11 protein-coding genes and 1 pseudogene are annotated in these 14926 nt (G+C 54.5%); 6 read left to right on the plus strand and 6 right to left on the minus strand.

Going from position 1 to position 14926, the window contains the following annotated elements; genetic code table 11:
* Positions 1–191: 191 nt before the first annotated feature.
* Both ATI45_RS00830 and ATI45_RS23215 read left to right on the plus strand, forming a co-directional pair.
* On the plus strand, positions 192–1793 hold the full coding sequence (locus tag ATI45_RS00830) for a BCCT family transporter (protein WP_098417865.1): 1602 nt from the start codon (positions 192–194) through the stop codon (positions 1791–1793).
* 365 nt (positions 1794–2158) lie between these two features.
* Positions 2159–2296 (plus strand): annotated as a pseudogene (locus ATI45_RS23215) (BCCT family transporter); the annotation flags it as partial.
* Between the two features lie 21 nt (positions 2297–2317).
* On the opposite strand, the gene ATI45_RS00835 reads toward ATI45_RS23215, so the two are convergent.
* The 3 genes from ATI45_RS00835 to ATI45_RS00845 are packed head-to-tail and all read right to left on the minus strand — an operon-like array spanning position 2318 to position 5614.
* Positions 2318–3265 (minus strand): alpha-L-glutamate ligase-like protein, encoded by a 948-nt coding sequence (locus tag ATI45_RS00835; protein WP_098417866.1) that lies wholly within the window; start codon positions 3263–3265, stop codon positions 2318–2320.
* A gap of 1 nt (position 3266) precedes the next feature.
* Positions 3267–4784 carry an inactive transglutaminase family protein gene (locus ATI45_RS00840; RefSeq protein WP_098417867.1) on the minus strand — a complete coding sequence of 506 codons (1518 nt, stop codon included), beginning with the start codon at positions 4782–4784 and terminating at the stop codon, positions 3267–3269.
* On the minus strand, positions 4781–5614 hold the full coding sequence (locus ATI45_RS00845; protein ID WP_228735899.1) for an ATP-dependent zinc protease: 834 nt from the start codon (positions 5612–5614) through the stop codon (positions 4781–4783). The genes ATI45_RS00840 and ATI45_RS00845 overlap by 4 nt, the downstream gene beginning before the upstream one ends.
* A 279-nt stretch (positions 5615–5893) precedes the next feature.
* Here ATI45_RS00845 and ATI45_RS00850 point away from each other — a divergent pair, with 279 nt between their 5' ends.
* On the plus strand, positions 5894–7237 hold the full coding sequence (locus ATI45_RS00850; RefSeq protein ID WP_228736043.1) for a DNA recombination protein RmuC: 1344 nt from the start codon (positions 5894–5896) through the stop codon (positions 7235–7237).
* A 49-nt stretch (positions 7238–7286) separates the two neighbouring features.
* On the opposite strand, the gene ATI45_RS00855 is transcribed toward ATI45_RS00850, so the two are convergent.
* Positions 7287–8612, minus strand: a complete 1326-nt coding sequence (locus ATI45_RS00855) for an RNA-guided endonuclease InsQ/TnpB family protein (RefSeq protein ID WP_228735900.1) — start codon at positions 8610–8612, stop codon at positions 7287–7289.
* Positions 8613–8903: 291 nt separating this feature from the next.
* Here ATI45_RS00855 and ATI45_RS00860 point away from each other — a divergent pair, with 291 nt between their 5' ends.
* Complete coding sequence (locus ATI45_RS00860) at positions 8904–9416, plus strand: hypothetical protein (protein WP_228735901.1); 513 nt, start codon at positions 8904–8906, stop codon at positions 9414–9416.
* Positions 9417–9433: 17 nt separating this feature from the next.
* Here ATI45_RS00860 and ATI45_RS00865 read toward each other — a convergent pair whose 3' ends face one another.
* Positions 9434–10207: an enoyl-CoA hydratase gene (locus ATI45_RS00865; RefSeq protein WP_098417869.1), complete on the minus strand. Its 774-nt coding sequence runs from the start codon at positions 10205–10207 to the stop codon at positions 9434–9436.
* Between the two features lie 203 nt (positions 10208–10410).
* Between ATI45_RS00865 and ATI45_RS00870 the strand changes: the two genes are divergently transcribed.
* Positions 10411–11931 carry a fumarate hydratase gene (locus ATI45_RS00870; RefSeq protein WP_098417870.1) on the plus strand — a complete coding sequence of 507 codons (1521 nt, stop codon included), beginning with the start codon at positions 10411–10413 and terminating at the stop codon, positions 11929–11931.
* Positions 11932–12042: 111 nt separating this feature from the next.
* On the opposite strand, the gene ATI45_RS00875 is transcribed toward ATI45_RS00870, so the two are convergent.
* On the minus strand, positions 12043–13500 hold the full coding sequence (locus tag ATI45_RS00875; protein WP_098417871.1) for a protein adenylyltransferase SelO: 1458 nt from the start codon (positions 13498–13500) through the stop codon (positions 12043–12045).
* 202 nt (positions 13501–13702) lie between these two features.
* On the opposite strand from ATI45_RS00875, the gene ATI45_RS00880 reads away from it, so the two are divergent.
* The gene (locus ATI45_RS00880; RefSeq protein ID WP_098417872.1) at positions 13703–14887 is read left to right on the plus strand and encodes a tRNA-queuosine alpha-mannosyltransferase domain-containing protein; all 1185 of its coding nucleotides are present in this window, start codon (positions 13703–13705) and stop codon (positions 14885–14887) included.
* Positions 14888–14926: the final 39 nt, after the last annotated feature.

Below are 14926 nucleotides of genomic sequence, written 5' to 3' on the forward strand. Positions count from 1 at the left end.
AGCGTGCCTCCTTAGGCGAGCGGAGGGTTGGGAGGTTGATTTACGCTCTCTATGGGCAGGGAGGTGACTTTGATATATGAAGCACAAAACTATAAACTGGTTTTTTCGCAAATCTTGAGAGTACCGATTTAACCGCACAAACTGACGAAGTTCAATGATGTTTAAAGTAGTTCAACGAAGGAGGCTCCACTGTGGGCAACATTGTTAAAGACGATTATCAAACCGACTATGTGGTAGGACAAGACAACATCGAGAAGTTTGGTTTTGACATACACAACGTTGTGTTCCCGGTGACAGCGCTGCTTATCGTCCTGTTTGTCGTAGGAACACTGATTTTCCCCACAGCATCAGGGGAGTTGCTTGCTAGCGCCAAAAACGGTGCTATCGCAACTTTCGACTGGGTCTTTCTGCTCAGCGCAAACTTTTTCGTTCTTCTGTGTCTCGCTCTGATCGTCATGCCGGTCAGTAAAATCCGTATAGGCGGTCAGGACGCCAAGCCGGAATTCTCCCGGATCTCCTGGTTTTCGATGCTGTTTGCGGCCGGCATGGGCATTGGCCTGATGTACTGGGCCGTGGCCGAGCCGGTGGCTTACCTCACCGACTGGTATGGCACCCCGCTGGGCGTTGAGCCCAATACGCCGGAAGCCGCGAGGTTGGCCATGGGTGCGACCATGTACCACTGGGGCATGCATCCCTGGGCAATCTACGCCATCGTAGGTCTTTCCCTGGCATTCTTCACCTATAACAAGGGCTTTCCCCTGACGATCCGTTCGGCTTTCTTCCCGATCCTGGGTGACCGTGTCTGGGGCTGGCCTGGCAACGTCATCGATATCATTGCGGTTCTGTCAACCATCTTCGGTCTTGCCACCTCCCTTGGTTTTGGTGCCCAGCAAGCAGCAGCCGGTCTGGCCTTTTTGTTTCCCGAAGCGATCGAGGGCGGTCTCAACGTTCAGGTCGGCATCATTGCCGGTGTTACGGCCGTTGCCACCCTTTCCGTCATTCGCGGTATTGACGGCGGCGTAAAGCTGTTGAGTAACATCAATATGATCATTGCTGGCCTATTGCTGACGTTTGTCTTCTTCGCAGGTGCAACCCTCGGAATCATAGAGCAGATGTGGATCACTACTGCGTCCTACGTTGGCAACATGCTGCCCCTGAGCAACCCCTTCGGTCGTGAAGAAGATACCACCTGGTTCCATGGCTGGACGGTGTTCTACTGGGCATGGTGGATCTCCTGGTCACCCTTCGTCGGTATGTTTATCGCCCGGGTCTCCAAGGGGCGCACGGTTCGCGAGTTCGTAATTTCGGTTTTGTTGGTCCCCACCGTGATCACTATTGTCTGGATGAGCACCTTTGGTGGCAGCGCCCTGGCGCAAATTGAGGCAGGCGTGGGTACGCTTGCGAGCGAAGGCTTGACTGACGTGTCTTTGGCCATGTTTCAGATGCTTGAAAATATCCCCTTTACCGCGATTACTTCCTTCATGGCCATAATGCTGGTTCTGGTGTTTTTCGTGACATCATCGGACTCAGGTTCGCTGGTTATCGACAGTATCACCTCTGGCGGTAGAATCGATGCCCCCAAAACCCAGCGTATTTTCTGGGCGGTTACGGAGGGCATGATTGCAGGTGTATTGCTGTTTGTGGGCGGCGCAGATGCCTTGAGCGCGCTGCAAGCCGGCGCGGTCAGTGTTGGTCTGCCGTTCACCTTCGTGCTGTTGGCGATGAGCTATAGCTTGATGAAAGGGTTGAACCATGAGCGCCGCCTGCTGATTGCAGAAGGCAAAATGACGTAACCAAGGAAGGCCGACGATTAGCCGGCCCTTTTCACTGCTAATACCTTTAGCGTTTAAATAAAAAAGCAAGAAAAACAAAAAAGGGGCCTTCTTCAAAGGCCCCTTTTTTGTTGCAACCAGTTTTATTACAGCCCATTGCTATAAATATCCAAACGCCGCCGTAGCATACTTGACCCATTTCTCGGGCGAATAGTGCGGTCTTCGCAGCGCCTCCACTTTCTGCAACCGTGGCCTGAGACCCCGGCTCACCATCTGGATTGCCAACCCGGGGCGAGTATTGAGCTCCAGCAGCAGCGGTCCCTGCTAGACAATGGCAACATCAGGTGCACAGCCCAATGAATAGAGCCCGGCAAGAATATTCGAGAGGTGGCAAAACCGATGCACCCACAGCCCAGCGTGTATTCTGGGTGGTGATGGAAGGCGCAATCGCCGCGGTGTTGATATTCGGCGGCGGTGATGGTGCACTCGGAGCTATTCAGGCTGTTTCGATCAGTGCCGGGCTTTTGCACGAATGCCGATGTGCTCTAGCGCTTGTGAAATTCTTCCATTGCAAAGCGAGCGCGGTCACCGGGGGTGAAGTGGGGGCGTTTCAGATTTTCAATGGCACGCAAGCGCGGCAGTAGGCCGCAGCCGTTGGCCATTTGAATGGCCAACCCGGGGCGCGCGTTCAACTCCAACAGCAGCGGGCCTTCGTCCACATCCACCACCAGGTCTACGCCCATATAGCCTAGCCCGGTCGCTTCATAGCAGCGGGAGGCCATTTCCAGCATTTCATCCCAGGCGACAATATGGATATTGCCCAAAGATAAGCCGGTGTCCGGGTGCAGAAGAATGGGGCGATTGAACTGAACCGCGTTCAGACTTTTCCCTGTGCCGATGTCTAGTCCTACGCCTACAGCTCCCTGATGTAGGTTGGCCTTGCCGTCTGACGCTTTGGTGGCAAGCCGCAGCATGGCCATTACCGGGTAGCCTTGAAACACAATAATGCGGATGTCTGGTACGCCCTGAAACGAATAGCGCGCCAGATCCGGTGTGGACTGCACCAGGTTTTCGACAATGGCCACGTCAGAGGCGCCTGCCAGCGAATACAGCCCCGCCAGAATGTTGGTCAGGTGTCGTTCAAGTACATCTACGCCAATACGGGCGCCGGAGGCTTTGACGAATTCGTCGCCATCGCGCCCGGTGACGACGGTGATGCCCTTACCCCCAGAACCCTTGGCAGGCTTTATGGCAAAGCCGGCCAAATCCGCAGACAGTTCACGGAAGTGGGAAATTTCGTGTTGTTGGCTAACAATCTGCAAAAGGCGCGGTGTTTTTACACCGTATTCAGCCACCACCAATTTGGTTTTAAGCTTGTTGTCGACCAGAGGGTAGGAGGACCGATCGTTGTAGCGGGCAATATAGTCTACATTGCGCCGGTTCATGTTCAGCATGCCTAGGCGGTTCAGCGTAAACGGTGATATCCAGCCCATATTAGTCGTACACCTTCATCGGTGTGAAACGGCGCAGTTCGCTGAGTTTGTAGCCGGTGTAATTACCCATTAGCAGAATCAGGCCCAGAATAACCAGGTGCAATTCGGGGAAGTTGAAGGTCAGGTGTCCGGCTAAAGGTGCGCTCATCAACAGGTAGGCGCAAATGGCGACAAACAGACTGCCTGAGCCTTGTCTCATGACTTCCCGCGCGCCTTCTTCTTCCCACAAAATCGACATTCGCTCAATAGTCCAGGCGATAATAACCATGGGGAAGAAAGTCACCGTCATGCCGGTATTAAAGCCCATCTGATAACCTACAACGCTCAAACCGGCGGTAATGAATATCACCAGGATGATCAACGCCGAGATCCGCGAAACCAGCAGCAGGTTCAGGCTGGAAAGGTAGCTGCGCATCAACAGGCCAATGGCGACCACCGACAAAAATGCCACCAGCCCGGGTATCAAAGTGGTCTGCACAAACGCTACCGCAATCAGTACTGGCATGAAGGTGCCGGACGTGCGAATACCGATCAACATGCGCATGAAGGCCACCACCAGTGCCCCCAAAGGCAAAAGCAGCAGCATGCGGAACATGCCCTGTTCTTCAATCGGCAGTTCGTAAAAACTCAGAAAGCCGAGGCCGGTCTCTTTAGATTGCATGGCTGCCAGCTGGATGGCGGGAATGGTCTGGCGCAGCATAGAGAAGCTGATTTCGGAGTTGGCGCCGCCTACTACGTCCAACAGCGACGCGGATCCCTGGCGCCACAACAACAGATCTTCGGGCACGCCCTGTTCAGCGGTGCGGGGGTCAAAGGTTAGCCATTTTTCGCCGGTGTGAATTTGCAGGAACGCCAGCAGCGGTTGGCGCCGGCGAGCATCTTCCAGCTTCAGGCCATCGGCGGCGCGAGCGGGTATGCCAGAGAAGTTCAGCATGTCGACCAGTAGGTCGAGATAGTTTTCGCCGGCAATCAGAAGGGTGGTGTTCTGGGTGCCGGTGTCTGGTTGCATCAGCCGGATCAGCTCACGGGTCATGCTTTGTGGGTTACTGGAACGTTGCCTGGCCTGCTCCAGTATTTCCCGAACAGCGGTGGCTTCGGGTTCTTCCCAAAACACGGTGCGCGCCACCGGTTTTACTTTGGCGGGTAAGCTGCGCACGTCTGGGTCTGGTATTAACTGGACTTTGTAATACAGCGTTTGTGGACCGGTAACGTCGCGCTTGGTCCACTCGGCGCGGCGCGTGCCACCTTGTTCCAGAATAGAAAAACCGTAGCCAGGGGAGGCTGCTAGTTCGCTCAGGGTATGAAAACCTGGGGGCTGATCGGGCACGTTCAGTGCCGCTGTTACGGAGCCGCCTGTGGCGTCAAAATCCACCCGCGCCTCGACCATCCACACCGGCCGCTGTTCGCCGGTCAGCCAGGGAATCCCCAGTTCAATGTGGCGCCATACGGCCAGGGAAATGCCGGTGGCAATAATCAGAAAAATCGCGATGTAAAAGGGCGTGCGCGATCGGGTACTCATAATGTACCGCCGTTGACCATGGTGTCGGGCAGTTCGGTTGCAAACTCTTTGCCGACATCAATCAACATCACATCGCGCAGTACGTTGCGGCCAATCAGCACTTGATGGGTAAGGTGCGAACGGTCGGTCAGGGTGAATTCGGCCACTTGTGTGTGGTTACCTATAACAAATTGCAATTCCACCACCACCCGGCGTTCAGGGTCCTCGACGTTTGATTGAAGAATTCTCACCCGTCGCGAGACTTCTTTTTCCAGTGTTAGCAGCTCTTCGCTGCCGGGCTCTTTGTCACCAGGCTCTTTATTTCCAGGAACCGGCACATCAAAGCGTACCCAGTTGCTGCCGTCGCGCTCGAATCGCACAATATTTCGCGCGTCAATAGAAGAAGTTTCGGCGCCGCTATCGATACGGGCGTTGTAAACGGTTTCCGCTGCGGTCAGGAAGAACTTTTCAACTCCGCCCACAATGAGTTTGCCTTTGAGCTGACTGGCCACGGCCTTGGCTGCGGTAGCCGCGGGGCAAGCCCGCTGTTTCGGCACGGGGGGGCATTCTGGTGCTTTAACTTGGGCGCTTATGGCTTGCAGAATGGTTTCGGTCGATGCGGTTTGATCGTTGATTGCTTGCTCGAAGCGTACCTTGGCGTTGTTCTCTATGGTGACCAGCGTAGCCCGCTGGTTTTGCACCGAGGTGTTCACGGTTTCCAGATTGGATTTGGGTACCATAAAGTACTGATCTGCCGAACAGCCGGCCAGGCTAGTTAGTATCACCAACAATGGCAGCGCCAAGTGGACGTTGCCACCAGGCTTTGACCCCATGAAACCCTTGAAACCCATGAACTACCCCCGAAGGAAATGACAAAAAAGTGCCTGAACTGACAGGTCAGCGGCACGAAATGATTGTGTGATGGTGTTTCGGCGCAGTATACAGCAACTCACGGTAGCGATTTGTTTACAGATGATTAAGGCAACGTGTACCCCGCCAGCAACAATGGCAAACGAATAGGTTAAACTTGTCAGCGAACTGTACCAATGATAATACCGCAGGAGTAAACGCCCGTGCTTGAAACCTTCAGCCAATGGGTGGCTGACCAACCCGTGCTTGTACTCTCGCTGATGGCGGCGATTTCTATTCTGGTACTGATATTAGCCGGATTGCTGCTGCGTGCCGGGCAAAATAACCGCCACCTGCTCGCCGACTACAACGATTTGAAACTGGCATTAAGAGAGCAGCAGATAATGCTGGCCCATGAGCGCCAGTCGGCGGCGGAGAAACTGGCGCTTCTGGAGCATAACCGCGATGCGTTAAAACAGGAATTCGAGAATCTGGCGAACCGTATATTTGATCAGAAAAGCGAGCGCTTCAGTCAGCAGAACCAGAGCAGTATGGATACGCTGCTAAAACCGTTTCGTGATCAACTCAGCGATTTCCGACAGCGCGTGGAAACGGTACACACCACCGAAACCCGCGACCGCCAGGCGCTGCGCAGCGAAATAAAATCGTTGCAGGAGCTTAACCGCCAGATTACCGAAGAAGCCTCCAATCTGACGCGAGCTTTAAAAGGCGATAAAAAAATACAGGGTAACTGGGGCGAGTTGATTCTGGAGCGGGTGCTGGAAAGGTCTGGGTTGCGTAAAGGTATTGAATACGAAACCCAGGGCAGCTACCGCGACAGCGATAATCAGCTGCTGCGGCCAGACGTAGTGGTGCATCTTCCGGATAGCCGCAACCTGGTGGTAGATTCCAAGGTGTCGCTGGTGGCTTACCAGCAGTGGGTTATCAGCGACGAAGGCAGCGCCCGTGATGCGGCGCTGAAGCAGCATATGGACGCCGTGCGCAATCACATTTGCAGTCTGAGCGATAAAGATTACAGCCAGCTCAACGGTTTGCGTTCACCGGATTTTGTGCTGTTGTTTATGCCCATTGAACCGGCTTTTGTGGCGGCTTTTCAGCATGACGACAGCCTGTTTTCAGAAGCCTTCGAGCGTAAGATTATTGTGGTGACGCCCACCACCTTGTTGGCCACTCTGCGCACCATCGAAAACATCTGGCGTTACGAGCGCCAGAGCCAGAACGCTCGACTGATTGCGGAACGAGCGAGCGCTGTTTACGATAAATTGCGGGTATTTGTAGAGGCTATGGAGCGGCTTGGCGGCCAGTTGCACACCGCTCAGGGCAGCTACGACAGTGCGATGAATACTCTGACCCGCGGCCGCGGCAACCTGATTTCACAAGCCAACCGCTTTGTAGAATTGGGCGTGCGGGTGAAAAAAGAACTGCCCAAGGCCGTCACCGAACAGGCCGAGGTTGACCCTGAAACCGACTCCGACCTTGATTCCGGTTTTGACTCAGAGCCCACCCTTGGCCGTAACAAGAGCGTCTCTGATACCCCAGGGCTCACTGAGCTGGACGCCGGCGAATCCATTAAGGAAAACAGTTATGGCAGCAACACCGTGTGAACTACCAACACTAAATCGAAGATTTTGAGTTGGCATCTGGGTAAACCTACTACGCGGCGTTCTGATGCGCAGTATTTTCCCTTCTAATAACGACGGATTTGTGTGGCACCAGATCCATCATTATGGGGTTGGATACACACCCCTTACAGGCTAGCCCTAAGGCCTCACCCGTTGCTTTTCTGAGGATATTAAGAGCGCCGTTGATGTCGGCGTTTATGATCCCGTGTTTGCTTTGATACAACCCTCGGCGGATTCGCTTTCCGCTGAACAGTGGTACGACGTTTTCAGGATTGTTGCCGTAAACCGGCATGAAATCATTATTCAAGGCGGAGGCTTTGGAGGTGTACGACTCTTCCTGAATAACGGTGGTGATGCCCATCTCATGGCACTTATATTGGATTTGAGAAATCAAAATTGAGTGCGGAATACCGACAAATTTCTGATTATTCACACGGCCAATATTGACCTCTTGCTTCCAGTGTTTGTTATAACCGATGACCAGTGTGCCGATATTGTTTTCCAGGCAATAAGAGGCAACCTTGCTGGACGCTCTGTGCAGCAAGTCTTTTATCCGGTGATTGCGTTTATTGGTTACGGCGCGAATGTGGGCGTATTTGCCTTGGGAGCGAAGTTTGGCCACACGCTTGTTGTACCAGGCATTGATCGATTTCAGCGCTTTACCGTTGATCAGAACAGGGCGAACGCCCGGCTGATCGGTTGCGAGTGCGATAAGGTTGTTGATGCCTAGATCGATCCCGGCCTTGCGGGATTGGTCGAGAAGACGGCAAAAGTTGCCCGCCTCCACAATTTTTGATTCGTTGTAGATGATTTCGATAATGAAGCAGTTGCCCCTGGGTACAATTCTGACTTCAAGCGCAACGGTGTCGCCGACAGACGCGTTCCATTTTTGTGAAAACCGAAACTGCGTTTTGATCGGTGGCAATACACCGTTGGCAAAATACAACGTGCCGTCGACAAACTTGAAGCCGTTTCGACCGATGTGTACGGTGGCCGCTTTGCGGGCGTAACGTGGTTTTTGAGGCCGAGCTTTGAAGGCTGAAGGTGTTTTCTTGAAAGCCGCTAAGGCGGCAAAAAACGCCTTCCATTCCTGACCGACAATCTGCGTGCTCCGCTGGGCAATGGCCGACGGAAGCTTGGTGTACAGTTCCGGGTTGTTTCTCTTGAGCCATTTATCAGCGTCGCGATGCGACAGCATCTGATCTTTGCCGTCAGGATGGTGCTGCATTACATAGGAGGTGGCGTTTTTAATTCGGCGAACAATCTGAGTGCAAACGCTGGCCCCGCGAAACGCCTCGTGATTCCTCCGAATGAGGATTTGCTGGGTGCGAATGTGGGTTGATTTCTCGTTGTCCATGTTAATAATATTACGACCTGATCAAATTGGTGTCAATCGTTTATACAGTCGTATTTTTCGATGAAAAGAAGTCGCAATTCGCGTGCATATCGAAAGCCAAGACCGTCCCAAATAATCGCTATCCATCCAACACTAAATCAAAGATTTTGAATTGGAATTCCGCTCATTTCGTTAAACGAGGCCCAGGCCTCGCTTGAGGCGTATGTCACCCGCGCAGGCAAAGAGGGCCAGTACTACACACAGTCGCTGGAGCGCATTACGGAGATAGAGAATCTGCGCAAAGATCGCGCTGTGGCAGCGGTGACCAATAATCCGGCCGTGTTGTCGCAGCCGCGAATAGCCACCATTGAAGCCGATGGAGGGCAAAGTGCGGCTGATCTGAAAAAACTGTATTTGGCAGACAGCGAGGAGCAGGCGTTATTGATGCACCTGAACAGTGTTTTGCAGTTGTCAGGTTGGCGCGAAGACAAAACCTTTGTGCAGTTGGATCAACCAGCAGACATTCGCTACCAGGTTGAAAAACGCAACAGCAGCCTGCTGGTCCAGCAAATTACCCGTCAGCAAGGCACTATGCTGCGCAAAAGCCAACAGATTGACGTTTATGGCATTAGCCCGTTGGTAAAATGGGATTGCGAACCAAGCCTGGCCACTTGCTGGGTGTATGACCCAAGGGACGGTTCGCGGTTGTTTCAGCTAGGCGCTAATCAAGGCCAGGCGGAAGACATCGCCCGCACACTGGGGCGCCTTATCCGCAACCTGCAGGCCGTGGGCAAGCAGGCGGCCTTGCCACCTGTGTCCGGTTAAGCGCTGTTTCAGCAGGCTCAGCTAAAGCGTGAGAAGTCTGGCTTACGCTTTTCTATAAAGGCGCGAAAGGATTCGGCCGCCTCCGGCGACTTCAGGCGTTCGCCGAACAGCGCGCCTTCTACCCGCATGGTTTCTTCCAGAGCTTCCCGATTTGGCCGTTTTAGCAGCTCTTTGGTAGCCCGAATGGCCGCTGGTGCCTGTGCCGCCAGTTTCTGACAGGCCTCCCAGGCTACCGCTTCCGTGTCTTCAGGTTCGCACACGCGATTGATGATACCCAGGCGTAAAGCCTCTTCCGCACTAAAACGACCACCCAGCATCAGCAGTTCAGCAGCCCGTACGCGGCCAATCCACATGGGCAGTAAAATGCTTGAGCCACCTTCGGGACAAAGGCCAAGGCTGGCAAATGGCATTTGGAAACCGGCGTTGGTGCCTGCCATCACCATGTCGCAGTGCAGCAACATAGTCGTGCCAATGCCTACCGCCGGCCCGTTAACCGCCACAACCACCGGTTTGGTAGCGTTAACCAGCACAAACAGGAAACGGCCCACCGGGGTTTCGCGGAAATCACCGGGCAAGCCCTTGGTGAAATCGTTGAGATCGTTGCCGGCGGTGAAACACTCATTGCTGCCGGTAAACAGAATGCAGCGAATGTCCTTGTCGGCTTCGGCCTGATCGATTGCGTCGGCCATGCTGGTGTACATAGCGTGGGTAAGGGCGTTCTTGCGCTCCGGGCGATTCAGGCGAACGATTAAAACCTGGTCCTTTTTCTCAATCAGAATAGGGTCTGTCACGGTGTCTCCCGATACTTCTTTGTTAGTTTGCAATGCATCTTAACCGCTTTTCATCGCATTCTTCACGAATTTTAGCGCTTTTGAGTAATCAACAGGCGCAACGAATTGGCCGACGGTCGGATCCCGCGCGTGGATGAATTTCTGGTAAACTTTGGCTTTCGATTTGCCAATATACTCTTATAACGACCGTTGATGAGGCGACTATGACCACCCTGATCCGCCAGGAAGACCTGATTGAAAGCGTAGCCGACGCGCTGCAGTTTATTTCCTACTATCACCCGAAGGATTTTATTCAGGCGGTGTACGAGGCCTATAAGAAAGAAGAATCTCAGGCGGCTAAAGACGCTATGGCGCAGATTCTGATTAACTCGCGGATGTGCGCCGAAGGCCACCGCCCGATCTGCCAGGATACCGGTATTGTGACGGTGTTTGTGAATGTCGGCATGAACGTGAAGTGGGATTTTGAAACCTCGCTGGACGATGCCATCAACGAAGGCGTACGTCGCGCCTATACCCATCCGGACAACATGCTGCGTGCGTCGATATTGGCCGACCCGGACGGCAAGCGCGAGAACACAAAAGACAACACGCCCGCCATCATTCATTACAAAATTGTGCCGGGCAACACCGTAGATATTCACGTGGCGGCCAAGGGCGGTGGTTCTGAAGCCAAGTCCAAGTTTGCCATGCTGAACCCGTCGGATTCGGTGGTGGACTGGGTACTGAAGATGATCCCGCAAATGGGCGCAGGTTGGTGCCCGCCTGGCATGCTGGGTATTGGTATTGGCGGTACCGCTGAAAAAGCCATGGCGATGGCCAAAGAAGCGCTGTTGGAACCTATTGATATTCAAGAACTGAAAGCCCGCGGTGCATCAAACCGCGCTGAAGAGCTTCGCTTGGAGCTGTTCGAAAAAGTGAACGAGCTGGGCATTGGCGCCCAGGGCCTGGGCGGCCTGACCACGGTGCTGGATGTGAAAGTAAAAGATTTCCCCACCCACGCGGCCAACAAGCCGGTGGCGATTATTCCTAACTGCGCAGCCACCCGCCATGCGCACTTTGTGCTGGACGGCAATGGCCCGTCACTGCAAACCCCGCCGAGCCTGGATGACTGGCCGGAAATTACCTGGGAAGTGGGTGAGAACGTGCGCCGGGTGAACCTGAACACAGTGACTCCGGAAGACGTTAAAGACTGGCAGCCAGGTGAAACCGTTCTGCTGTCGGGCAAGATGCTCACCGGCCGTGACGCCGCCCACAAAAAAATGGTGGACATGATCAACAACGGTGAAGAGCTGCCGGTGGATATGAAAGGGCGCTTTATTTACTACGTTGGCCCGGTGGACCCGGTGCGCGAAGAAGTAGTTGGCCCCGCAGGCCCCACCACAGCGACTCGCATGGATAAGTTCACCCACACCATGCTGGAAAAAACCGGCCTGACCGGCATGATAGGTAAAGCCGAGCGTGGTCAGGCGGGAATTGATGCCATTCGCGAATTTGGTGCGGTGTATCTGATGGCGGTAGGCGGTGCGGCCTACCTGGTGTCAAAAGCCATCAAACACGCCGAAGTGGTGGCCTTCCCGGAACTGGGTATGGAAGCCATTTACGAATTCGACGTGGAAGACATGCCGGTGACGGTTGCGGTGGATTCCCGCGGATCTTCTGTACACCAAACAGGGCCGGCTGAGTGGCACAAGAAGATCATCGCCGCCAAGGCTGTCGAAATCTAAAAGGGGACAGATTTCAAATCTGTCCCCTAGACCTGCGCGCCCCAGTCCCGTCCCCTTTGCGTCCCCTTCGTTCGGCCCGGGACAGATTTCAAATCTGTCCCGGCGTTACGCTCAGCTCGAACAGCTGATGCTCATGCCCTTGCCCCAATCCGGGGGCAGGGCAGCGTAGCGTTCTTCGTACTGGGTTTGTTCATCAAACGGCTTCTTTAATACCGCCAGCAGCTCCTCCAGCGGCTGATAATCCCCGTTTTGCGCTTCCAGAATCACCTGCTGTGCCAAATAATTACGCAAAATGTACTTCGGGTTTACCCGGCCCATGGCGTATTCCCGGGCATCGTGAGCCTGAGTTTCCTGCTCCAGCCTCTGTTCGTAACGGCCAAGCCAGGCATCTGCAATGGCGCGGTCGGTAAACAGGTCGCGCACCGGCCCGTGGCCGCGGCCATACAGCGTCGACAGGCCGCGGAAGAAGCGGGTGAAGTCGACCTTCTGTTCGTGCAACATGCTGAAGGTGTCCATAATCAGCTTCATGTCGCTGTCATCTTCCTGCTGCAGCCCGAGTTTGTCCCGCATGTTCTGCAAAAAACGAATGTTGTAGGCGCTTTCATAGTGTTTCAAACCGTCGTGTACGGCGTCTTCACCCATCACCGGCAACAACGCCCGCGCCAGGTAATGGCAGTTTTCGAAGCCTATCTGTGGCTGGCGGTTGTAGGCGTAGCGGCCGCGCTCGTCGGTGTGATTGCAGATGTAGCCTGCGTCAAAATTGTCCATAAAGGCGTAGGGGCCGTAATCGAAGGTATCGCCAATAATCGACATGTTATCGCTGTTCATAACACCGTGGCAGAAGCCCACGGTTTGCCAGTCGGCGATCAGCCGCGCGGTGCGGCCCACCACAGTTTCGAGCCAGCGCTGATGGCGCTCGGGTTCCGGCAGTGTGATCAGCTCCGGGAAATGCAGCGATATTACGTGCTCCAGCAGGGTTTTTACGGTGTCGGGCCCCTGGTGATGAGCGGCAAATTCGAAGTGGCCAAACCGGATGTGGCTGTGGGCTACCCGCATAAGCGCAGCGGCGGTTTCAATGGATTCGCGGCGTATCGGGTCTTTGGCTTTTACCATAAACAGGGCGCGGGTGGTGGGAATGCCCAGCCCGTGCATGGCTTCGCTGCAAAGGTATTCACGAATGGTAGAGCGCAGCACCGCGCGGCCGTCGCCAAAGCGGGAGTAGGGCGTTATGCCCGCGCCTTTCAGGTGCCAGTCCCAGCGCTGACCGTTTGGCGCGATGGTTTCCCATAGCAACAGCCCGCGGCCGTCGCCCAGATCCGGGTTGTACATGCCGAACTGGTGGCCGGTGTACTTCATGGCGACCGGTTCCATGCCGTCCAGCAGCTCTGAGCCACCACCGACCTTTTCCCACTGGGCAGGGTTGTTACTGTGAAAACCCAGTTCCCGCGCCAGGTCGTGATTAAAACACACCATTTTTGCGTCTTTAAGCGGGCTGGGTTGCACGCGGGTGAAGAAGCTCTCCGGGAGTTCCAGGTAGCGATGCTCTATGCGAAAACCGTTGCTACTCATAAAACTGATACTCCCGTCTGGCATGAATTCTGAAAAAATAAAATTGTGTGTTCATCATCGTATCAGCAACAGGAATCTTAACGTGGCTTCCCGTGCTTTTAAACCAACTATTGATGCCCTGACTGAGCGGGAAGGGCTGTCTCGCACGGAAGCCGTATCAGAGTGTCTGGTTGTCTAATCGCGAGTAGGGCAAAATGCCTTCATGCCCAAAACGCCTGCCCTTCGAAAACCCAGAATACTCCTGCTCTCGGCCTATGACGCAGGCAGCCATCGTCGCTGGAGAGAGCAGTTGGTGCTCAGCCAGCCGGAATTTGAATGGCATGTGCTTGCCCTGTCGCCGAGATTTTTCCGCTGGCGGATTCGAGGTAACGCGCTGACCTGGCTGAACGAACCGCTGTTGAAGGAGCGTTGGGACCTGCTGCTAGTAACTTCCATGGTCGACCTGGCGTCCGTCCGGGGTTTTCATCCGAACCTGGCCCATACGCCGGCGCTTCTGTACATGCATGAAAACCAGTTTGCCTATCCGGCATCCGATGGGCAGCACAACAGCATTGACCCCCAAATGGTGAACCTATACAGCGCTATTGCGGCCGAGGCTATTCTGTTCAACAGCGACTGGAATCGGCGAAGCTTTCTTGAGGGTATTCAACAACTCTTCCGGCGATTGCCCGATGGTGTCCCGAATGGAACCCTCGAACTCATTGCCGTGAAATCCCGGGTTCTGCCGGTCCCCATCGATGACCATGTGTTCCTCAACGAAGCGGAGCGCCAGAACCCTGAGGCGGGCGAGCGTTTATGGCGCAATGGCCTTGAGCTCGGGCCTGGTGAATCACCTCTAAGGATTGTGTGGGCGGCGCGCTGGGAATACGACAAGGGCCCTGACCGACTGCTTGCGATTCTGCAGGAACTTGAGCGCAGAGCGGTGAATTTTCAGGTGTGTGTCCTTGGTGAAAGTTTCCGCAAAGTCCCCGAAGCCATGACGACTATCCAACAACAGTTTGCCCATCGGCTTGTGCAGTTTGGATATGCCTCGAGTCGCATCGGTTATTACGAGTGGCTGGGGAGTGCAGACGTGATTCTTTCAACTGCGTTACATGAGTTTCAGGGGTTGGCGGTGCTTGAGGCTGTGGCGGCTGGTTGTGTGCCCATTGTGCCGGCAAGGGAAGCTTATCCGGAGTTGTTTGCAGCGGAATACTCGTATCCGGACTGTGGCGACGACATTCCGGCCGAGGCGGCTCATGCAGCGGCGTTGATTGAAAAGCAGGCTATGGATGGCCGTGGTGAGCGATTACGTGGTGAGCGATTAACAGTGCCAGATGTGCAGCGCTTCAGCCTCTGCACATTGAAGCCGATATATAAGGCGTTACTGTCAGAGGTTATCTTTTGAAGCCGTGAATATCGAGTTCTTGCGAGAGAATGCCGCCAT

Origin of the sequence: Marinobacter sp. LV10MA510-1 (genome assembly GCF_002563885.1) — a bacterium.
In the GTDB taxonomy this organism is placed as follows: Bacteria; Pseudomonadota; Gammaproteobacteria; order Pseudomonadales; family Oleiphilaceae; genus Marinobacter.